Origin of the sequence: Cohnella cholangitidis (genome assembly GCF_014107495.1) — a bacterium.
Classification (GTDB): domain Bacteria; phylum Bacillota; class Bacilli; order Paenibacillales; family Paenibacillaceae; genus Cohnella; species Cohnella cholangitidis.
The window spans coordinates 37,459-59,486 of the sequence record NZ_CP041969.1 but is presented as its reverse complement, the minus strand read 5'-3'; the positions used below and the strand labels follow the sequence as shown (position 1 = coordinate 59,486).

Genomic DNA, 22,028 nt, shown 5'->3' with positions numbered 1-22,028 from the left:
CCTGGGGACGGAGACGGAAACGAAAGCAAAGGAGAGAGCAGTATGGCGACAGAAAAAGCATGGTGGGAATCGGAGGGGGAAGAGGAGCTGCCGGTTGCGGTGGAGGAAACGTCCAACCGCGATATCGCCATTATCGGAATGGCAGTCCGGCTTCCGGATGCCGAAGACGTCACCGCCCTATGGGACAAAATCTCCACGCGGCATGACGCCGTAGGTCCGTTCCCCGAGCAACGCAGGAAGGACGTGGAGTCGCTGCTGGCCGGAACGAAGCTTCCCGGCGGCAAAATTTCGTATTACGATGGGGCGTATCTTAGCGAAATCGACAAGTTCGACTTTCGTTTCTTCCGTTTGTCGCCAAAGGAAGCAGCGCTCATGAGCCCGAATCAGCGCCTATGGCTGGAAGTCGCATGGAACGCCATCGAAGATTCCGGATACGGGGCGAACAAGCTCGCGGGCAGTTCGACGGGCGTATACCTTGGTTACAACGGCGACTCGTTCCACGACTATAAACGGCTGATCGCGGAACGGGAACCGGAGTCTTTGTCCCTTGCGATTCCCGGGAATTTGTCATCGATCGCGGCTAGCCGGATATCGTATTTGCTGGATTTCAAGGGGCCGAGCCTGACCGTCGATACGGCCTGTTCATCCTCGCTGGTAGCGCTGCACCTCGCGGTTCAGGCGCTTCGGGCGGGGGAGTGCGAGCAAGCTCTCGTCGGCGGAGTCAAAACCTATTTGTTGCCCGTCGATCTTGGCATCAAGATCGGAATTGAATCGCCGGATTTCCGCGCGCGCACGTTCGATGACGGCTCCGCTGGAACCGGAGGCGGGGAAGGCGCCGCGGCCGTGCTGCTCAAGCCGCTTGGCAAGGCGATCCGCGACAAGGATGCCATCTATGCGGTTATCAAGGGGAGCGCGATTAATCAGGACGGCGCTTCGATCGGCATTACCGCGCCGAACGGACGCGCGCAGGAAGAAGCGATCGTGAAGTCTTGGCAGGACGCCGGGGTAGATCCGACCACGATCGGATACATCGAAGCGCATGGAACAGGAACGAAGCTTGGCGATCCGATCGAGATCGGAGGAATTACGCAGGCGTTCAGGCGATATACCGATCGCCGCCAGTTTTGCGCGATCGGCTCGATAAAGACGAACTACGGGCATCTGGATACGGCGGCGGGGATCGTAGGTTTAATCAAGGCAGCGCTTGCCCTTCGCCATCGCCAATTGCCGCCGATGCTGCACTTCCGCCAGCCGAACCGGGAGATCCCTTTTGCGGATTCTCCGGTATACGTAAGCGATGTACTCCGTCCTTGGCCGGAGGAAAGCGGCGAGCCGTTGCGTGCCGGAGTCAGTTCGTTCGGCATGAGCGGCACGAACGCCCATGCCGTGCTCGAGGAAGCGCCGCGGTCGATGGTTGCGGCGGGAGCATGGGACGGTATAGCGCAGCCGCTAACGCTGTCGGCCAAAAGCCCGACCGCGCTGCTGGCGATAGCCGCGAGCTATCGCGAATATGCCGAACGATGCACGGATCTTGAGGCGGATGCGAGCGATTTCTGCTATACGGCGAATACGGGGAGGGGACATTACGAATTCAGAGCGGTATTAACGGTTCGATCGATAGGGGAACTGAGGGACAAGCTGCTGCGCCTTGAAAGCGAACTGAGTAAAGCCGCGGACGAGACAGGCAGCAAGCGGTGGAAGGATGTCGCCATGCTGACGGACAATAACGGGCTTGCGACCGGGATATGGCTCGGCAAAGCCGATTCCAAGGCAACGAGCGAAAGCGTTAAGGCTGCCGAACTCTCGGAAAGCGGGCTTGAAGCGCATTGCCTGGCATACGCCAAGGGCGGGAACTGGGATTGGGAGGCGTATTATCGCGATCGTGACGTACGGAAAATCCATATTCCCGCTTACCGGTTCGATAGGACGCGTTGCTGGCTGGAAGAAACGGGAGCCTCTCGTTCGGATTACGCTTACCCGTTCGGAACCGATGCGGTAACCGAATCAGACCGGGCGCTTACGACGTCGAAAGGCGTTATCCTGACGGGTCGGGATAACGGCGGTTACACGGAGACGGAACAGACGGTCGCAGATGCTTGGGGTCGCGGATTGGGTTTCTCGTCCTTGGGCATTAACGAGCATTATTACGAGCTGGGAGGCGATTCGATCCTCGCTTTGACGATCGTCGATGATTTGGGCAGCCGAATGGGCCGCGAAATAAGCGTGGCCGACTTGCTAAGTTATCCGACCGTTCTAGCGTTAGCCGCGCACTTGGATCAGAGCGGCCTCCAATGGTCTGGAGTCAATGAGGAGACGCGCGATCCTCTTCTGACGGAAGAACGCGAATTTCCGTTGTCGCGAGCGCAACTTCGCATTTTCCTAGGAGCGCAGCTTCCCGGAGCGGAGCGGCATCATCATATGCCGATGGCGTATGTCGTGGAAGGCAAGCTGGACGCCGCCCGGCTGGAAGAAGCGTTTCGGAAGTTGGCCGAACGGCACGAAAGCTTGCGCACGACGTTCGACTGGTCGGACGATGGAGTGCCTCGCCAAATCGTCCATCCAGATCCGGTCATGCGGGTAGAGACGCAGATGTTGAGCGGAGAGGACGAATGGCCGTCATATGCCTCTTCGTTCGTCCGCCCGTTCGATCTGTCCCGATTGCCGTTATTGAGGGTAGGATTGGCAAGCGTCTCCGCCGAGCGGCATTTGTTGTTGCTCGATTCCCACCACTTGATCGCCGACGGCTCATCGCTCGCTTTGCTGCTCCAGGAGATGCAAGGGTTATACGGGGGCGCTTCGTTGCCGCCGAAAGAGGGAGACTACCGGAACTATGTCGCTTGGCAGCAAGAACAGACCGACAGTCCGAGCTGGCAGGCGCAGCGCGCCTACTGGCTGGACAAAGTGCTGGCGTCGCCGGTCGCTCCGCTTCGGTTGCCGCTTGACGAAGCGAGGCCGAGAACTCGCTCCGGGGAAGGGCGGGTTTATCGGTTTACAGTGCCTCGCAGGCTGACGGAAGAGCTGCAACGTCTGGCCAAGGAACGGCAAGTGTCGCTGCACACCGTGCTCTACGCGCTCTATGCCGTCTTAATGCAGCGATATACCGGACAGGAAGATTTAGTCATCGGATCGCTCGTGAGCGGCAGAGACCGCACCGAATTCCGGCAATTGGTCGGCGTCATGATCAACTTCCTGCCCGTTAGGGTTACCGTGCCGGCTGACATCGTTATCGCCAGCTTGCTTGATCAGGTGGAAAAGGTCACTCGGGATGCCTACGCGAATGGACAGTTCCCATTCGACGAGATGATCGAAGCGGTCGCGGCGCGAGGAGACCGCTCCCGCAACCCGCTCTATGATACGATGCTTGTTTTCCACAATCATGCTGCGGGCAGCGACCGGCTGCAAGCCGGCAACCTTGTCTTTCGCGAGTATGGATTGGATAAAACGACCTCGGCGTTGGACGTCAAGTTGGACTTGTTCCCCGGGGCGGAGGGCGAATTGAACGGCGTATTCGAATACGACTCCATTCTGTTCCGGGAAGAATCGATTGCCCGAATGGCCGAGCATTTCATTGGCATAGCCGCATGGGCGGCAAGCGGGAACGCCGGAACGATCGGCGAACTGTCGCTGTTCGAGCCGGAGGAAGAAGCCGGGTTGGAGCGTCGGAGAGCGCTTAACGACACCGCTCGGCTGGCCGCACCGGAACGCTCGATCGAGGTTCGGGTCGCTTCCACGTTCACTTCGGAGCCCATAGCGGATACCATCGGCCATTGGCTTGAAGCATTCGGCTGCCGGACGAAAGTATCGTTCGCCCCGTACAATCAAATCTTCCAATACTTGATGGAAGACCGAGAAGAATCGCCTAGTCAATCCGGCGCTACCGTGTTGTTGATTCGTCCCGAGGATTGGCTGTCTCCGGCAACGTCGGCAGCGGAAGACCGCTTATCCGCGTTGGAGTTAGAGCTGGAGAGATTGTTGCTCCTGCTCGACGCCAAAGACGGCGGGGAAGCTTACTTCGTCGGGTTGTTGCCGTTCTCCGAGGACGGACCGCTGCGCGGTTTGTCCGAGTCGGCGGAGCAAGCGTTCCGAGAACGCTGGTCCGCGCGGATTGCGATTGCCGCCGATCATATCGCGGCATTGGATTTCTCTCAAGTTGCCGAGCGGTACCTGGTCGGAGAGATCGAAGACAAGGTCGCGAACGAGGAGGGCCAAATCCCGTATACGACGGAGTATTTCGCGGCTATCGGCACGGAAACGGCCCGGGCATTGGTGGGATGGCTGCAAAGCCCGTTTAAGGTAATCGTCGTCGATGCGGACAATACGCTGTGGCGCGGAATCGCCGGCGAAGACGGAGCGACGGGAGTGCGGATTACGCCGGCATTCGCGGCTTGGCAGCGATTGCTGCTTCGCAAGCGAAACGAAGGCATGCTGCTGGCGCTCTGCAGTAAAAACGACGAATCCGATCTATGGGACGTATTCGAGCGCAATGGGGACATGATTCTGCGGAAAGAACACTTCGCCGCGTGGAGAATCAATTGGCAGCCGAAGTCCGACAATCTCCGCGAGCTGGCGGAAGAGTTGAATCTGGGACTGGACAGCTTGATCTTCGTCGACGATAACGCTGCGGAATGTTTAGAAGTCATGGCTCGTCAGCCGGATGTGTTGACGTTAAGAATGCCTAAGGAAGAGACGATGACGGCATTCTTAGAGCACGTATGGGCTTGGGATCGGCATCGCGTCACGGATGAGGACCGCAAGCGGGCGAGCAGCTACGAAGCCGAACGGCAGCGCAAGGAGGCGGCTAACCGGCCGGGCGAATCGCTGGAGGACTACTTGCGCGGACTCCGTATGAAAGTAAGCTTCCGTCCGTTATCTCCCGAGGAAGCAGAACGGGCAGCGCAACTATCGGCTAGGACGAATCAGTTCAACTTGAACGGGATCCGCAGGTCGGCCGCCGAAATCCGTCTCGGACTCTCGCTGTCAGCGGAGTGCCACTGGATCGTGGAAGCTGCCGATCGATTCGGGGATTACGGAAGAATCGGCTACGTGTCCGGCGTTGTACGGGAGCAGACGCTGGAAATCCATACGTTCCTCCTCAGCTGCCGGGTGCTTGGCCGCGGCGTCGAGCATACGATTTGCGCCGGATTAAAGCGGTTCGCATCGACCCGGGGATGTACCGAGTTGTTGGCCAAATTTCGCCGCACGGCGAAAAATCGCCCGTTCGAACAATTCCTGGAGCAGACCGGTTGGCACGGAACCGGAGAAGACAATCGGGAAGAGATCGACTGCGCAATCTTCTTGAATCGGATTTCCGAGGCTCCTTCCCACGTGATTTTCTATGACGGCGAGCCTTATGAACCGGAGGAAGCTATCGAATTGACGGCGGCTTCCGCAGAAGCGCCGAGAGCGGAAAGGTCGGAATCTAACCGCTTGTTCTCCGAATCTTCGAAGTCGGTCGATCGCAGCGATTGGATACTCCCGAACGATCGCGAAGACGTTTTGCGGCATCGAGCCTATTTGCTGCCGTTGCGTTTCCCGGAAGCCTCCGGCATTGCCGCTATGGAGAAGAAAAGTATACCCGGGGCCGTATCTGATGAAAGAATCGCTTCCCTATACGTGCAGCCGGTCGGCGAGGTTGAATCCGCGGTCGCGGGTTTATGGGATAAGCTGCTTAGAGGCGGACCTTACGGCCGCGAAGACCACTTCTTCGACGCCGGGGGAGATTCTCTGCAAGCCGCTTCGCTCGTCTCACTGATCGTACGGTCATTTGGCGTTCGCTTGACGCTGGTCGACTTGTTCGATCATCCCAGGCTTAGGGAGATGGCGGCACTCGTGGACATAGCGAGGGTGCCACTATCTTCGTTCGCGCGGACCGGCGAGATTCCGCGGGCGGAATTCGCCGAGCTATATCCGGTATCGCCCGCGCAGAGAAGAATGTACTTCTTGCAACTTTTCGAACCGAAAGGTACTGCTTACCAGATTCCGTCGGCGCTTCGATTGACCGGGAAGCTTGAGAGGGAGAGGCTGACTCAAGCCATCGAGGGCTTGATGGAGCGGCACGAGGCGCTCAGAACTTCGTTCGAGCTGTCGGAAGGGGAACCGTTTCAGAGGATTCACCGAGAGGTCGCGCAAGTCATGGAAGAGCGCGATGCCCCCCAAGACATCGAGGCGCTCGAGGAAGAGCTGCGAAAGTTCGTCCGGCCGTTCGATTTGAGCCGTGCGCCGCTGTTTCGGGTAGGCTTGTTCCGAGTGTCCGAAGATCGGCACGTGCTGGCATTCGATATTCATCATATTATCGCCGATGGAGTATCGGTAAACGTGCTTACGGACGACCTGATGGCGTTATACGAAGGACGGGAGCTTCCCGCTCAACCGATACAGTATAAGGATTACGCTTCGTGGCAAAGAACGGATCATGAAGCCGCAAGGTTGACGAAACAAGTAGACCAGTGGGTAGACCGATTCGCGACCCCGGTTCCGAAGTTGGAGTTGCCTTCGGATTACGCCCGTCCCGCCGTCAAGGACACGCAGGGCGCCCAGACGGTCGTCCATCTGGATGCGGCGCTGGCAGGAAGCTTGAAAAGTCTGGCCCGAAGAACGGATTCGACGATGTTCATGGTCCTGCTGTCCGCCTATGCCGTATGGCTGTCCAAGCTGTCGGGGCAGAAGAGCTTCGTCGTAGGCACGCCGGTGGCGGGAAGAAATCACCCTGATGCCGAGAGGCTGATCGGCGTGTTCGTTAATCCGTTGCCGATCCGCATCTCTCCCGATTCTCAATGGACGTTCGAACAACTGCTGGCAGCCGTTAAGCAAGAGGTATTAGGCACTTTAGAAAGGCAGGAAGCTCCGTTCGAGGAAATCGTGGAACGGTTGCAACCGGATCGGGATCTTGGCCGCAATCCGTTGTTCGACGCCATGTTCTCGATGCTGAATATGGCGCATGCCGATCTGACCGCATCCGACCTGATAGTAGAGCCGCTAGTCGTCGATTACGGCATTTCGCAATTCGATGTCGGTCTCTACGCGATGGAAGAAGATGCCGGTGTGACTCTGATCGTCCAGTATGCCACTGGACTGTTCCGTGAAGAGTCAATGCGGCGATGGGTGAACGGCTTCGTTACGCTGTTGGAACGAATCGCGGAAGCTCCGCAAGTTGAATTGTCGCGTATAAGTCTTCTGACACAAGAAGAATTGCGGCAAGTGGCGGAGACGTTTAACGCCACGGAAACGCCTTTTCCGGCGGATTTGACGCTGCCGGAGCTGTTCCGGCGTCAGGCCGAGAAGACGCCGGAGCGCGTCGCCGCCGTGTTCGGAGCGGAGCGGCTCACGTACCGCGAGCTGGAAACGCGTGCGAATCTCGTCGCACATCGTTTGCTCGCGCATGGCCTTCGGTCGGGCGAGCCTATCGGACTCATGACCGAGCGTTCTCCGGCGATGATGGCCGGGCTGCTCGGCATATTGAAGGCAGGAGGCGCGTACGTACCGTTGCCTCCGGACTTTCCGGCGGATCGGCTGCGCTATATGGCCGACAATGCGGGCCTTCGCCTAGTCTGCGCGCAAGCGAACTGGTTAGGCTTCGCCGCGGAGGCTTGCTCGGATGCCGCGCTTATCGACCTGGATTTAGACGGAGAAGGGAGCGCGGAAGCACCCGATGTCGCTGTCTCCCCTGAGCAAAACGCATACATTCTTTACACGTCCGGTTCGACGGGACGGCCGAAGGGCGTCATGATCCGGAACCGATCCGTTATTAACAGGATTCATTGGATGCAGCAGGCATACTCGCTCGGCGAGCGGGACGTCATCTTGCAGAAAACGCCGTACAGCTTCGACGTGTCGGTGTGGGAACTGTTCTGGTGGATGTTATCCGGTTCCAGCGTGGCATTCCTTGCCCCGGGCGCGGAGAAAGACCCGGGACAACTGCTGAAAGCCATTGAAGCAAACCGCATCACGACGATGCACTTCGTTCCGTCGATGCTGGCGGCGTTCTTGGAAGCGGCGCAGGGCGAGAAGCCGGAGCGGCTGCGGGAGAAGCTGGGCACGCTGCGGCACGTGTTCGCCAGCGGTGAAGCGCTGCATAAGGCGCACGTCGAGAAATTCTACGCGTTAATGCGCCAAGCTGGATTGACCGAAACGAAGCTGGTTAACCTGTACGGCCCGACGGAAGCGACGGTAGACGTGACGGCTTACGTCTGCGAGCCGGACAGCGAACTCGATTACGTGCCGATCGGCAAGCCGATCGACAACACGGCGATCTATATCGTCGGCGAAAGCGATCAGGCGCAGCCGATCGGGGTGCCCGGGGAGCTGTGCATCGCGGGCGTGCAGCTGGCGGCGGGTTATGCGAACCAGCCGGAACTGACGGCGGACAAATTCGTGGCGAACCCGTTCGTGCCGGGGACGCGCATGTACCGGACGGGCGATTTGGCCCGTTGGACGACGGACGGACAGATTCAATACTTGGGCCGAATCGACGACCAAGTGAAAATCCGGGGGTACCGGATCGAGCTTGGCGAGATCGAGCGAACGCTGCTGTCGCATGATGCGGTGTCGGAGGCAGCGGTCGTGGCGGCGGATGACGGAATGGGCGGCAAACGTCTAGTGGCGTACATCGTGGCGGACCGCGCCTGCACGTCGGGCGAGCTGCGCAAGCATTGCGGAGAGCGGCTGCCGGACTATATGATCCCTGCGCTGTTCGCGCAGCTGGAGCGGATGCCGCTGACGGCGAGCGGAAAGGCCGACCGGAAGGCGCTGCCGGCGCCGGAAGCGGAGATGGACACTGGGGTGGCGTACGCCGAGCCGACCACGGCGACGGAGCAACGATTGGCCGCGTTATGGGAGGAGCTGCTGCAACGGGACAAAGTCGGCATCGACGACGATTTCTTCGCCATCGGCGGTCATTCGTTGAAAGCCGCTACGTTGGCTGCGCGCATCGGGGAAGGATTCTCCGTTCCAGTCTCGGTTAAAGATATGTTCCTGTATCCGACGATACGCAAGATGGCTCAAAGAATAGATGCGACCGAACAAACCGAAGTCGCAGAGTTCTCCATTCCCCGGGCGCCGAACCAACCGCACTACGCGATTACTCCCGCGCAGAAGCAAATGCTCCTGCATGAATATCGAAATCCCGGCAGCCTGTCTTATCATATGCCGTCGGTGCTGGAGCTTGAAGGGGAGCTGGACGCGGACAGGCTGAAGGAAGCGTTAATCCGGCTCGCAGACCGGCATGAATCGCTTCGTACTTCCTTCGGCCAATCGGAGGGTCAAACGGTTCAGATCGTTCACGCGGAGACGAACGTCGAACTGGAAACGTTGGAAGAGAAGGCTTTTTTCTCTGGGGTCGAAGGGAATTGGAAAGCTGCGGCGCGAGCGTGGCTTCGCCCGTTCGAACTGACGCAATCGCCGCTCTTCCGAGTCGGACTCGCACGGATGGGGCCGGAGCGACATCTCTTGCTCCTCGACATCCATCACGCGGTATCCGACGGGGTGACGTCGGGCATTCTCGTTCGCGACTTGCTGGCGCTCTACGAGAATCGGCCATTGCCGGAGGTGAAGGCGCAGCTCAAAGATTATAGCGCATGGATCGCTAACCTTCGGAACGAAGCGGAGTGGGATCGGCAGCAGGCTTATTGGATCTCGAAGTTCGCGGATGGGATACCGGAATTCGAATTGCCGTACGACCGGGAAAGAAAGTCGGTGTCGGATCTATCCGAGTTGGACAAAGCCGACCGATATTCGTTTCTCGTAGATAGTTCTATCAAAACCGAGTTGGAGCACCTTGCCACGCGTACGGGAACGACCTTGTTCATGGTCATGCTTGCGTCCTATCAAGCGCTGCTCGGTTGCTGGTCCGGGAAGACGGATATCGTGACCGGCGTGCCATCGGCTGGCCGAAATCATCCCGATCTGGCGCAGACCGCCGGCTTGTTGCTTCAAACCTGGGCCATCCGCAACCGTCCCGAGCCTACGCTTACGTTCGAAGACTGGCTAAGAGAGGTTAAGGTAAGCCTGATGGAAGCGTTCGAGCATCCTTGGGTATCCGCGGAAGATCTTACCGATGTGTTGAGCGAAAAGGGTATTGTCCGTTGGGAAGGGAACCGTAATCCGCTTTTCGAGACGATGTTCGTGATGCAGAACATGGACCCTGCGCCGTCCCATGGGGATGGCTTGTTTGGCGGACGTTGCCGTGGAACTTCGCTGCGGCGAAGCTTGATCTCGTGCTTCAGGCGGAAGAAAAGCATGGAGCGTTAGAGCTCGCCTTTGACTATCGTTCCAGCTTGTTTCGGGAAGAGACCGTTGCCGAAATGGCCGACGAGCTGCTGAAGCTGCTAGAGAAAGTTGCGGCTTCTCCGTCGGAGAGTCTTGGCAAGCTTACGGGAATCGATGAGTTGCACGAATCTACGAATACGGAAGACACACTCTTCGGCTCGGGATTTCAGTTTTAGGTAATATACTCTATGAAGTTTAATGTTGTTAATTATCGTATACAAGGGTGTCTGCCCTTGTATACGATTTTTTATTAGATTTGCCTTGAAAAAGAAGAAGACGAAGAGATCGATCTGACTGATCTAAACTTATAGAGAAGGAGTTAGTCGATTATGTACAAGCTTAGAACGAAGGAAACCGACAACGGCGTAATCGAGTTTATCGAAGGTTTCGGTACCCTTACTTGATAAATTCAAACCCGCGGAAATCGCGGGTTTTTCTGTTTGCTGGCACAAGATCACTTGTGCACGTAGTAAATTTTCGAATGAGGTGTGTATACGACCTTAAACCCGTCTTTAACCGCTTGCTCGCACATCTTCAGATTCGATTTATAGTCGTTCTTCCCAAAAACGAGGTTGCTTCGGTTTCTTTTCAACCACTCACGGGATAACAGCACGCCCATTAAAGGGGCATACGAAAGTTCCACATATCCTTTGGAGAGCATAAGAAAAGGGTCGACAATATTCCTATTATGCATAGACAAGCTCACATCAGCCTCGAAATTTCGGGAGCAGAAGGGAACATGCTGCGTAATATAACTAGAATTACGCGGCAGGACACGTCTGGGTACGACTATGCCTGCGTTCGGAATATCCGTTATCACTTGCTGCATGCCGCCAAGCCATCCGTTCGTCGCCAATGTCGCGTGGTTAACGATCGCAATGTCGTGGTCGGATTCCGCTGCGCTAATCGCTAGATTAACTTTCCGCGAAAGGCTTGAATTGCTAGTTGTCCATATGATTGTTGCATGTCCGGCGGATTCAAGAGATTTAAGATAGCGAGCGAAATCCCGGGAGGAATGATGTTCGATGACGATCAATGAATAAGCTCTTCTATCCGTATTTTTCAATAATGCTTCCACGCTAAGTCGAACGAGCCGTAGGTCCTTTGAATTCGGAACAAAAATAACCGTCGTTTTTCTGCTTAAATCGAGCCTATCATTTGCCTTCGGGATCGAGAAGAAGGATGAGATTTTCAATACGGATTGCAACTTCGGCGCCGATTCTAAGATTAACGGGGCGGACATCAATTTGGCATGGAGTCGAGCCATTGGTTTTACCCTCTTCTTGAAGGTTATCTGATTGTCGGCCCTTCCGAAATAATAGGTGCCTAATCTGCAGGGGAGGAAGAAGGGGAAACTATCGTTCGAATAGCGTAACAGGAGATCCCAGTCCAGCAGTTTAACTAGCTTCGCGTCAAAACCGCCATGCTTCTCGTACAAACTCCGATGGTGCATGAAGACGTTAAGATCGATGTAATTTTTATTTTCCAGCATCGATCTATTGAAAAGTCCCGCGCGTACGCCTTCGAACTTCATGTCGGGACTCCTCTTCGAACTGCGGTAAATATCCTGTCCGCAATAGATCGATTCGTGCGAAGGAGAGTTCTTTAATGCGTTGACCATTAATAATAAGTAGTCGGGATCCCATTCATTATCGGAATCCAGATAAGCCAAGTATGTTCCGGAAGAGATTCGCAGTCCCGCGTTTCTAGCTGAGCCTGCGCCTTTATTGAACCTTTTTTTGAAATATCTGATTCTTGGATCTTTGAATGCTTGAACGACTCTTTCCGTATCGTCCTGTCCGCCATCGTCCACGATGATGAGCTCCCAATTTCGATAGGATTGCCGCAGAACGGATCGGATCGCGAAAGGGATCACTTTAGCGCGATTAAACGTCGGCATAATAACGGAGATCAACGAGCGCTGGGATTTAGACCGGTATTTCCGAATAAGGAGGCGCTTGAGATCTTTCATTTTTCTAAAGAACGGATCTTTGTTCTTATCTTGAACAGGCCTGAAAAATTTATCGATGATTGTCCATTTCAACTCTTTTTTCATCGTCCGAAAGCTGTCCATATCCGTCACAGGATTGTTATTCCTGGTCTTCATACATTTCTAGCCTTCCTTCTCCATGTGCTAAGACAAGTATATGTGAAGAAATAGACAAATGTTATGGGCGCTTCCATTATGTTCGGGATAGGTCGGCCTTTAACGCTAAAAACAGTCATAACCCTAATTCCAGCAATGCTTCGGCTACATAGAATATTAATGTCGCTTAAAACATTTCTGGGATGGAAGTGATGGTTAGATGGATGAGGATGTAAGCTTTATTAAGTCGACTTTCGAAAAGTACCATGGATGCTCGCCGAATTTAGCTAACCGCGAACGTTCTCGGAGAAAATACAATGGATCAAATTAAACGGAAACTTGGAGAGATTCGCGAAATACGTTGATAAGTTCAAGGTACGCCGTTATGTGTCGAAACGAATCGGAGAGTCCTATCTTGTGCCAATCATCGGCATCTATAAGAAAGTTAGCCAAATTCCCATTGAATCGCTCCCGCAATCGTTCGTTATGAAGGCGACCCATGGATCCGGTTGGAACATAAACGTTAAGGACAAAACGAAGGTTGATTGGGAGAAAACGAGCGCAAAATTAAAGGAATGGTTGAGAAGCAATTATTATGATTTGTATCGGGAGCCCAACTATAAGCCGTTAAAGGGACGTATTCTGATCGAACATCGGCTTGAAGATCCATCGGGAGACCTGAAAGACTATAAGTTTTTTTGCTTTCATGGGAAGCCGGTATACGTACAGGTCGACGGCGATCGCTACAAGAACCACAAACGCGATATTTACGACTTGAACTGGAACAGACTTCCTTTCAAGGCCGCCTATCCTAATTTTCCCCAGCTTGTCCATAGACCGGATGCTCTCGATCAAATGACCGCGTTAGCGGCGAGATTGGCCAAGGGCTTCGCTATGGTACGCGTTGATCTCTATTACACGAATAACCGGATTTATTTCGGAGAATTGACGTTTACCCCCGAAAGCGGATTTAAACATTACCCGATGGAGTACGAGATGTTATTGAGCGGATTGCTTGATTTATCGAAATACAATTGACGGCCGAAACGCCTCGGCCCGGGGGGAGGGGAGTCATTGAAAGTAATCGCGTATTATTTGCCTCAATTTCATCGCATTCGGGAGAATGACAAGTGGTGGGGAAACGGTTTTACCGAATGGACTTTTACCCGCAAGGCAAAGCCTTTATTTCCGGGACATTATCAGCCTAGGCAGCCTTATCGGAGCCAATATTATGATTTAACGGATCCTTCCGTAAGGGAGCAGCAAGCTTATCTTGCGAAGAAATACGGAGTTTACGGGTTTTGTTACTACCATTATTGGTTTCAAGGCAGAAGGTTGCTCGAAAGGCCGTTTAACGAAGTATTGCAATCGGGCAAGCCGGATTTTCCTTTCTGTCTATGCTGGGCCAACCACGATTGGATAAAGTGGAACGAACCGGGAAAAGCCGCCAAAGATAAGCTTCTTCTCCGACAAGAATATGGGGAGGAAGCGGAGTGGAAGGAACATTTTGATTATCTGCTTAGTTGTTTCAAAGACTCCAGATATATTCGATATAAAGGGAAACCGATTTTCGTAATTCATAACTCTGCGGGCATTCCGGCTTGCGCGGAGAAATTAAATTACTGGCAAAGGTTGGCTAGAGAAAATGGTCTGAAGGGCATTTATTTCATCGAAACGATCAATGCTTTCTATGATGCGGATATCCCGGGATTCGATGCTACGGTAGTACTTGAGCCAAACTATACGATGCGTCTTGACCTAGGAAATAAACGGCGATTCACGGAAGTGAATGATCCGAATCCGCTATCCGGGAGAGCACTGAAGATGTTTGATTACGATGAAGTCTGGAAACGTATTCTGGAAAGAAAGATAAAGAGAAAGGGAAAAAGCATCATATTGGGCGCATTCAACGACTGGGATAATTCCCCGAGAAGGGGATATAGCGGCATGGTGCTGCGCAATGCTTCCCCCGAGAAGTTCGGAGCTTATATGTCTGCGGCAATCAAGAGAGCCAAGGCAAGCTTCCACCCCGATTTTATATTCTTTAATGCGTGGAACGAATGGGGTGAAGGGGCATATCTGGAGGCTGACAAGAAATATGGGTTCCGCTACCTCGAGGAATTAAAAAAAGCATTGGACGCCAATAATTGATGAAACCGCGACGAATCGCAATTCGTCGCGGTTTATTTGTTAAGCGTCCGGCGGACGGCCGCCTCGATCCAGCGCCAAGGAAGCAATTTCCCGGCTAGAATCAGCAGCCGGGCTCCCCGCCCGATCGGGTAGCGCAGCCGCTTTGAGCGTTTTTGCACGGCTAGTCGGACGACGAGGTCTGCTACCTCCCGAGGATCCGGCGACGCGTCCGCCGTCTTGGCGGCATATTCGAGCACGGATGCCAAACTTTCCGCGTACGGAGAATTCGGCAGCTTATATAGGCTTGCGAAGCCTTTGCTCCAGATCGGCGTCCGGTAGGCGCCGGGCTCCACTAGCAATACCCGGATACCGTAAGGCGCCACCTCATGGCGCAGACTTTCGCTGAAGCCTTCGATCGCGAACTTCGAGGCGGCATACGCCCCGTATCCCGGCAGACCGACCCTGCCGCTGACGCTCCCGATCTGGATAATAGCGCCTTCTCTTTGCAGGCGCATTAAAGGCAAGACGGCACGGGTGACGGCGACGACCCCCATGAAGTTCGTCTCCATCTGCGCTCGCCAGGCTTCCATCGGGACCTCTTCGATGAAACCTCCCACGGCAAACCCGGCGTTGTTCACCAATAAGTCAATTCGACCGAACAAGCTGGCCGTGCGAGTCACGGCCTCATCGATCGATGAAGCGTCCGTAACGTCAAGCTTCATGATCTCGAGCTTTGCGCCGACGCCGTACCGTTCGGCTTCTTGCCTTAAAGGCGCTTGCCGATCCAAGTCGCGCATCGTGGCGATGACCCGATATCCCTTATCCGCCAATGCGACTGCGATCAGCAGGCCAAAGCCGCTGGAAGCGCCGGTTACAAGCGCGATCTTCTCTTTATTCGGCATGGTTTGGCTCCTTACTTCGTCTCTAGCTTAAAGTTTGTATTTGCGCAATAGAGGAACGCCGATTCTCGCCAACAGCCATTCGAGCGCCGACCAACTCCATCTGCGGCGCAATGGCAAGTGCCGAATATAAACCGCCGTATATTCGATTTCCGCAATAGCGCCTCTATTCCTTTTGAATTGGGCCGCACCAGAGCTCTCGTGCAACAGCAGACCTCGTTCGCGAGCCAATCCGATAAGCAACGCTGAAAGCATCCTGTACAAGCCAAGCTCCTGCGGGAGGGACGTATCGTATCCGAACAGAGGCGTCGTCATGGCGCCGTCCCGCGCATAGAATCCGAGTACCGCATCCAGCCGTCCATGGCGGCGGTAGCCGTACAGCTCCAGCGTTCCTTCATGCAGCGCTTCGGCCAAAAATCTTTCCGTGAACTGAGGATTGTGGAAAGAGTACTTCTCCAAGTAGAGCATTCGATACAGCTCCGCGATCCGAGGAATATCGGCGTCGGTCATTTCGCTTGCGCTAACCTTAAAATAACCGTGAGTGTCGGCCAAGTTTGCATCCCGTTTAAGCAGCCATCGCGCCTTGGCATTACCGAAACTTGCATCATTTGTCCACAGCAAATAAATCTGCCGGCTTGGGACGAGTCGACACTTCCGTGAACGCAACCGATCCAGCTCCCGCGCATTAAGAGACGGATTGAGCGACCGGAAGGCGATAGCGTGGTCGGGAAACGCGAACAGAAGCTTGTCCAGCGCGGCGTCCCATTGTTTCTCGTCAAGCACAGGGTAGAGGTTGGTCGATAATAGCCAGTTGTTGACGTGAACGATCCGATTAAAGCGCGAGCTCTTAAGAGATAACCCGATCCCCGATAACATCGCGCTAAAGCACGTAATAAGAGCTCGATTGCGAAGCAGGACAAGCTCTTGCTTGGCGTAACTGACATAGTGCGTATATGGCGAACAAACATAGGAATTGTCGTACTCGGCATCGTTAACGGTGACGGGGACCGGAATCCCGTCTACCGAGAGAACAAGAATCCGCGTGCGGACGTTCCGGACGAACCGTTCGGAGCCTTGCTCCAGCAACGGAAGAAGATAGCTCCTGGCATAGCGGCCGTATTCGGTATCGGGCCATGCATAGGAATTCACGTTCGATGAATCGAAAAGTTCCACGCGCGGGCTCACGGCTGGAATCTCCTCTCGACGCGCCGCAGCTTCCTCAGCCCGGCGGAACTATACGAATAAGCGGCAAAGTCAAGCTCCGGCGCTCGGCAGCGCAGTCGTTCGCATAAAGCCGCGATTGCCTGGCTGACGAGTTCCTCCGTGGCCGCGCGCTGATCTTCCGAAACTTCAAGCTCGACCGTCCACTTGTTCAGCCTCGTCTGAACGCCCGGTACTGAGTAAGGGCTGGAGAGGCTCCGATGATCGCGCGCGTCACAAAGTCTGGATATACGGTCACGAGCTCCCCGTGTGCATCGTCTCTGGTCGCATAGAAAATATCGTCGCAACGGCCTTCAATTCGTTCGATTGCCGTAAAAGGAGAACCGCAAGGACAGGGGAGTTCGCTCTCGGTCAGCAGGTCGTTCAACCGATAGCGGATGATCGGCTGCGTCGTGCGCGAGAAATCGGTGACGATCGGAACGAACGTTCTCGTTCTTCCCGGTACGTACTCCTTCTCGATATAGACCAAATCTTCGTTCAAGTGGAGCGTACCGTGCGCGCAGGTGCAACCGAGGAATCCTTCCGTGCATTGATAAACTTGATGGACGGTTTGACCAAACGCCTGACCGATATAATCACGGTCCAGCGGATCCAGTACTTCGGCGACGGAGAGTATCCGCCGAGGCCGAATGTCCAGCTTGCCGGTTCGGAGCGCTTCGGCGAGCACGCGAAGCACCGAAGGAGGAGCCGCGATCACGTCCGGCTGCTGACGCCCGAGTCTCTCAAGATGATCCGACATCGGATCGAGCAGATCATAGAAGGCGAATGAAAGCCGTTTGCCACGCACCGATTCGTACAAATTGCTGTTCGCTCTCAAGAAGAAAGCTATAGACGTACGGGAGAGGATGGAGCCGGGCAACATCTTGCCAAGCATCGCGCCTGCCCAGCCCGCCCGTTCGCGAGCGCCGACCAGGAACAGTCCGCGGTTGCCGGACGTGCCGGAGGACAAGCCGATCGTCACTTCGCCCAGTGCCGGCTTGAAGTCTCGCGATCGTTCGGCTGCATCCGCCAAGCCAAAAGCTTGCGCTTTGGTAATGCCAGCCGTATTCAAACGGTCAAAATGCTCCATCATAACCGATTTGTCGATTAGGGGAAAGGACCGCCACTGCGCGGAAGGGATCGTCCCCCACCATTCTCGATAAAAAGCGGATCGTTCGCGGACGAAATCGACGTGACGGACGACCCGGCTTTCGCGCCAACGTTCGAACGACGCTCGATCGGCCCATCTCCCTCGTCTTTTGCCGTCCATGTAATGTTTGATAAAAGCAATTGCGTTCTTCATAGACGGCGAACCTCCTTGCTGTCGATATCGAAAAATTCACGGCAGTGACTAGGTACGATGATTAAACCGGGATCTGCGGCTTGCCATCTTCGCAGTCGTTCGAACGAATCGCGGTACGCCGATCGATCGGACATCACGAAGCCGGCTACGGGATGAGGCGGGCGATTCTCGCGAATCGCCCGGCTAGACCAAGCGGCATCCGCGCAGAGCAATACTCTCGCGTTAGCCGTGCGGAGCAGCAGGCCGATCTGGCCCGCGGCATGTCCCGGCAGTTGAATCGCGATCAGACTGCCATCTCCGAAAATATCGAGGCCGACGTTAAAGGGCATGCCGTCAGGGAGAGATACGCTCTTACCCTCACGCTCGATCGGTTGTCCGATTTCGGCGAAACCATCCGGCAACAATCCCGCGATGAAGCCGGCGCGAGTCGCTCGGACGGGGCCGAGCGTCCGAACGGCTTCATAGGACGCCTGCGGATAGAGAAACCGGGCGTAAGGGAAGTCCCGCGCGCCGCCGATATGGTCGGCATGAAAGTGGGAGAGAATCACGTAACGGACATCTTCAGCTTTTATACCTAACTTAACCAACTGGCGAACGGCGGTATTTTCCTCTTGCAGCCGAACCGGGGTTAGCCAGCGGTATAGCGAATAAGGCAGCGACTTCGTCAGCTCGAGAAAACGGGAGGAATAGCCGGTATCGAATAGAATCCAGCCGCGCGACGGGTGACGGATACAAACGAAGCCGGCGGGATAAGCCGCGGAACGAATCGAACCGCCGCGAAGCGTTACGAATTCGGGATGCAGGCAATAGCCGGCGGACATGAGCAGAAGCTCGACCGTTTCCTGTGGAGAGTAAGTCATGCACGATCATTCCTCCACCAGTCCGCGAAACGTCGTAATCCTTCGTCTATACGGATTCGCGGCTCATAACCAAGAGATCGACGAGCTTTGGAAATATCAAGCGTCTGGCTATAAGCGAGTAAACCAACCGTATAACTCGTGAACTGCGGTTCTTGCCCAAGCGAAGGGAAGGCTCGGTATAGCCATTCCATTCCTCGCCCCGCTGCCAACGCGACCGGACGAGAGACGGATCTGGTCCGAAGCGGCAATTCCAACAAAGCAAACAATCTCTGCAGCAGCTCGATCAGCTTGACGGGTTCGCCGTTCGTGAGATTGTAAATCTGTCCGGTGGCGCTATCTTGCGCGGTGCAAGCTTGAACAAGCCCGTCGATGACGTTGTCCATGAAGGTTAGATCAAGCTGCGCTTGGCCTCCGCCGATAATCGGAATGCCCCGCGACTCGTTCACGCGCAGCAGACGGGGGAAGAGCGATGTATCGCCTGGCCCGAAAATAGCTCTCGGACGCAAGATGACCGACGGCAAGCCCCGGACCGCCGCATCCGTTACGATACGCTCGGCGATGAGCTTAGTGGCGGCATAGGCGTTAACAGGTTTCCGCGGAAGCGCCGTTTGCTCGGTAATATTCAAGCGATCGGTGTAATCGAAGTAAACGCTTGGCGTCGAGACATGTACTAGCCGCTTCACTCCATGGCTAATACAGCCGGAGACGACATGTTCCGTCCCGGTGACGTTGGTTGCGTAAAAATCCCGGTAGCGCCCCCAAGGCGAGGACAATGCCGCGCAGTGAATAACGAAATCCTGATCTGCACAGGCAGCCGCCATTTTTTCTTTGTCGAGTAAATCCGCTTGAAGGAAGGAAACTCCTTGCGCGGTTAACAGCCGTCCGGCATGCCCGTCGCGGCCGAGGCCCGTAACGTCCCAACCCAGTTCTGCAAGACGAATGGCCGTCGCCCGCCCGAGGAATCCCGTCGCGCCGGTTACAAGCGCCTTTGTCATCGTTCACCATTCCATTCTATATCTAATGTCGAAGCCTCCTGAAGGGAGATGCCCCGACTTTTGGCAATCCTTTTAGTCCATGCAAGGAGCCGGAATTGCTCGGCGAACGGTTTCGGGTCATCCCATCGGAAGACGACGTCGCGACTGTTCCTATAGGCTCGCAGCCAATCGCGAAGCATGCGTTGTCTGGCCGCTTGAATGAGCCCAAACGACAACATCGCGGCGGATAGCATGGCCCCGCGTCCCGTTCCGGACGAAGGGGTAGTGATGAATTCAGACTCTATTAAGCCGGATGGTGCCAGCATTGCCTCCACCAATCTTCCGTCCGATCGGAACAGATGAACGCCGCTCGTCGCGCGGGGGTTGCATTCCATCGGCGTTACGGCACCGTCCGGCGATACCATGAAGTCGAACGCGATTTGGCCGGTAAACCCGCTTTGCCTAACGAAGCGCTTAACCCACTCCAGTAGTTGAGGTTGGTTAGCCGGCTCATAATGAATACTGGCTCCGCGCCCGACGCGAAATCGGCTGCGGTATGCGGCATGCGCCGCGATTACGCCGTCGTGAGCTACGCTATAGGTGCACCATTCTACGCCCCGAAGCAGCTCTTGCGCAACCCAAGGACGGTTAGGCGACGCTTTTGCGTTTGCTAGTTGATAAACGATAGCTTGCCGCTGACTAGAGGCAAGCGAACCGTGGCGCGAATCTATCAAAAGCGTTCGGGAAGCGAATCGGGAATAAGCCGGTTTGAGTACGAGACCTTGTTGAAACCGAGGATCGCCGAGAAGAGGCAACCAACCGTCCGGGGATTCGATAAGCTTCGTGACCGGAACCTGCAAGCCCATGCTCTCGGCGAAGCGAATAAAGCTCTCTTTGTGATGGACGCGCTCTATCTCGTCGAGCGAAGCGGCGAACACCCGGCAGACGCCGTCGAACAGGTGAAGTTCTCCGGAAATATGGAAAATTTCCTCGCAGGTCGGGATCAGTACGTCGATGTCGTTCGTCTCCGCGATCGTTCGCAGCGCCAGAACGAATCCGGACGGATCGCCAACCGGATCGGGTACGGCGAAGCTGCGCTCGACTGACCGGGATACCCGGCACAAATGGTAAGGGGCACACTCGGCCGCGAATACCCGATGTCCGGATGCATGAAATAAGCGGGCCAATTCCAAAGCTGCCGGCGATCTCCCTCCGGTGAGGAGAATTCGCAGAGAACCCGAGTCTGCTCTAATAGTCAAGGACGAGCCCTCCCAGCGTAAGTCCCGCAGCCGTACCTATCAGCAATACGCGATCGCCTCTTGCGATCCGACCCGTTCGAATCGACTCGTGAAGGCCCATGGGGATAGAAGCGGCGATCGTATTGCCGTGATGAGGCGTGATATATACGAGCTGCCGCTCCGAAATACCCAATTTTTTGCGCATAAGACGGACGGCCATCGCACTGCCTTGATGGGGAATAACGGCTTTAAGGTCCGACATTCTCGTGCCTGCGTTTCTTAGAAGTTCATCCGTAAAGGCCGGAAGAAGGCGAGAAGCCATTTTGAAAATAGCCGGTCCGTCCATTTGGAACAAATAATCGTTCGGCTGAGCGGGAGCGGGACCAAGCGGGTGATGCTTCGTGCCGCCGGCTCGTATTTCGGAATAAGCCGCTCCGGCGCTGAACGTTCGCAAGGAAGCTCCGGCGATTCCGGCCTTTTCGCCGTCTCCCGCCGGGCCGATAACGACCGCGGCGGCTCCGTCGCCGAACAGGGCCGCGCTTTCCTTGTGCTGCCAATCCAGTCCGACGGAGGCGATCTCGGACGAGACAATCAACACGTAACGGTACCGTCCGGCTGCGATCATGCAGGACATGGCATCGAGCGCGGCCAGAAAGCTTAGGCAAGTCGAATCGATATCGAAGGCGGGTACGCCCGAATGCTCCATTCCCATCGCTTTTTGAATGAATACAGCCGAGCAGGGCAGAGCCTGCTCCTTGGTGCCGCTCGCGCTTACGAGACAATCCAGATCTGAGAATTGCAGATTCGCCTCTTTGAGAGCTTCGAATGCGGCTTTGGCGCCCATCGACGACGCCGTATCGCCGTCGCCCGCAAAATGACGGAAAGAGACGTCCGTCATTCGAAGCGTCCAGCCTGGAGCGGTTCCGAGACGTTCGTCCATGTCTAAGTCCGATATCGGCTGGCCCGGCAAATATTTACCGGTTCCATATATTTTGACTTTTCGCGTATTCAGGGTTCAATCTCCTTTCCGATGCGCATCGTTCTCACATATCCATTGTGACGGAGAGAACGTCGA

The 22,028-nt window shown here is 55.5% G+C and carries 12 protein-coding genes; 4 read left to right on the top strand and 8 right to left on the bottom strand.

Translation table 11 applies throughout. The features are described from left to right. Positions 1 to 42: 42 nt before the first annotated feature. Together FPL14_RS00270 and FPL14_RS30250 are read left to right on the top strand one after the other, a co-directional pair. On the top strand, positions 43 to 10,245 hold the full coding sequence (locus FPL14_RS00270; RefSeq protein ID WP_182301145.1) for a non-ribosomal peptide synthetase: 10,203 nt from the start codon (positions 43 to 45) through the stop codon (positions 10,243 to 10,245). After that, positions 10,212 to 10,439 carry a condensation domain-containing protein gene (locus FPL14_RS30250; protein ID WP_182301144.1) on the top strand — a complete coding sequence of 76 codons (228 nt, stop codon included), beginning with the start codon at positions 10,212 to 10,214 and terminating at the stop codon, positions 10,437 to 10,439. The genes FPL14_RS00270 and FPL14_RS30250 overlap by 34 nt, the downstream gene beginning before the upstream one ends. Positions 10,440 to 10,717: 278 nt before the next feature. Here the strand turns inward: FPL14_RS30250 and FPL14_RS00260 are convergent, their stop codons facing one another. After that, a complete protein-coding gene (locus FPL14_RS00260) occupies positions 10,718 to 12,370 on the bottom strand; it encodes a glycosyltransferase family 2 protein (RefSeq protein ID WP_182301143.1) in 1,653 nt (550 codons plus the stop codon). A 291-nt stretch (positions 12,371 to 12,661) separates the two neighbouring features. On the opposite strand from FPL14_RS00260, the gene FPL14_RS00255 reads away from it, so the two are divergent. Together FPL14_RS00255 and FPL14_RS00250 are read left to right on the top strand one after the other, a co-directional pair. Beyond that, the gene (locus FPL14_RS00255; RefSeq protein ID WP_267875451.1) at positions 12,662 to 13,387 is read left to right on the top strand and encodes an ATP-grasp fold amidoligase family protein; all 726 of its coding nucleotides are present in this window, start codon (positions 12,662 to 12,664) and stop codon (positions 13,385 to 13,387) included. 36 nt (positions 13,388 to 13,423) lie between these two features. After that, the gene (locus tag FPL14_RS00250) at positions 13,424 to 14,500 is read left to right on the top strand and encodes a glycosyltransferase WbsX family protein (protein WP_182301141.1); all 1,077 of its coding nucleotides are present in this window, start codon (positions 13,424 to 13,426) and stop codon (positions 14,498 to 14,500) included. A gap of 32 nt (positions 14,501 to 14,532) precedes the next feature. On the opposite strand, the gene FPL14_RS00245 is transcribed toward FPL14_RS00250, so the two are convergent. From FPL14_RS00245 to FPL14_RS00215, 7 genes are all read right to left on the bottom strand, one after another. After that, positions 14,533 to 15,381: an SDR family oxidoreductase gene (locus FPL14_RS00245; RefSeq protein ID WP_182301140.1), complete on the bottom strand. Its 849-nt coding sequence runs from the start codon at positions 15,379 to 15,381 to the stop codon at positions 14,533 to 14,535. Between the two features lie 27 nt (positions 15,382 to 15,408). After that, on the bottom strand, positions 15,409 to 16,563 hold the full coding sequence (locus tag FPL14_RS00240) for a GNAT family N-acetyltransferase (protein WP_182301139.1): 1,155 nt from the start codon (positions 16,561 to 16,563) through the stop codon (positions 15,409 to 15,411). A 187-nt stretch (positions 16,564 to 16,750) separates the two neighbouring features. Beyond that, the gene (locus tag FPL14_RS00235) at positions 16,751 to 17,881 is read right to left on the bottom strand and encodes a F390 synthetase-related protein (RefSeq protein WP_182301138.1); all 1,131 of its coding nucleotides are present in this window, start codon (positions 17,879 to 17,881) and stop codon (positions 16,751 to 16,753) included. Continuing rightward, positions 17,878 to 18,741 carry an MBL fold metallo-hydrolase gene (locus FPL14_RS00230; protein WP_182301137.1) on the bottom strand — a complete coding sequence of 288 codons (864 nt, stop codon included), beginning with the start codon at positions 18,739 to 18,741 and terminating at the stop codon, positions 17,878 to 17,880. Before FPL14_RS00230 ends, FPL14_RS00235 begins: the two co-directional genes overlap by 4 nt. Next, on the bottom strand, positions 18,738 to 19,736 hold the full coding sequence (locus FPL14_RS00225; protein WP_182301136.1) for an NAD-dependent epimerase/dehydratase family protein: 999 nt from the start codon (positions 19,734 to 19,736) through the stop codon (positions 18,738 to 18,740). Before FPL14_RS00225 ends, FPL14_RS00230 begins: the two co-directional genes overlap by 4 nt. Beyond that, positions 19,733 to 20,974: an ATP-grasp domain-containing protein gene (locus FPL14_RS00220; RefSeq protein WP_182301135.1), complete on the bottom strand. Its 1,242-nt coding sequence runs from the start codon at positions 20,972 to 20,974 to the stop codon at positions 19,733 to 19,735. Before FPL14_RS00220 ends, FPL14_RS00225 begins: the two co-directional genes overlap by 4 nt. Next, entirely contained in the window at positions 20,964 to 21,965 is a 1,002-nt protein-coding gene (locus tag FPL14_RS00215; RefSeq protein WP_182303773.1) for a beta-ketoacyl-ACP synthase III, read from the bottom strand. Before FPL14_RS00215 ends, FPL14_RS00220 begins: the two co-directional genes overlap by 11 nt. Positions 21,966 to 22,028: the final 63 nt, after the last annotated feature.

Coding starts and splice junctions, on each gene's coding strand:
- FPL14_RS00270 (WP_182301145.1), top strand. CDS start 43: ATGGCGACAGAAAAAGCATGGTGGGAATCGGAGGGGGAAGAGGAGCTG.
- FPL14_RS00260 (WP_182301143.1), bottom strand. CDS start 12,370: ATGAAGACCAGGAATAACAATCCTGTGACGGATATGGACAGCTTTCGG.
- FPL14_RS00245 (WP_182301140.1), bottom strand. CDS start 15,381: ATGCCGAATAAAGAGAAGATCGCGCTTGTAACCGGCGCTTCCAGCGGC.
- FPL14_RS00235 (WP_182301138.1), bottom strand. CDS start 17,881: ATGAAGAACGCAATTGCTTTTATCAAACATTACATGGACGGCAAAAGA.
- FPL14_RS00230 (WP_182301137.1), bottom strand. CDS start 18,741: ATGACTTACTCTCCACAGGAAACGGTCGAGCTTCTGCTCATGTCCGCC.
- FPL14_RS00225 (WP_182301136.1), bottom strand. CDS start 19,736: ATGACAAAGGCGCTTGTAACCGGCGCGACGGGATTCCTCGGGCGGGCG.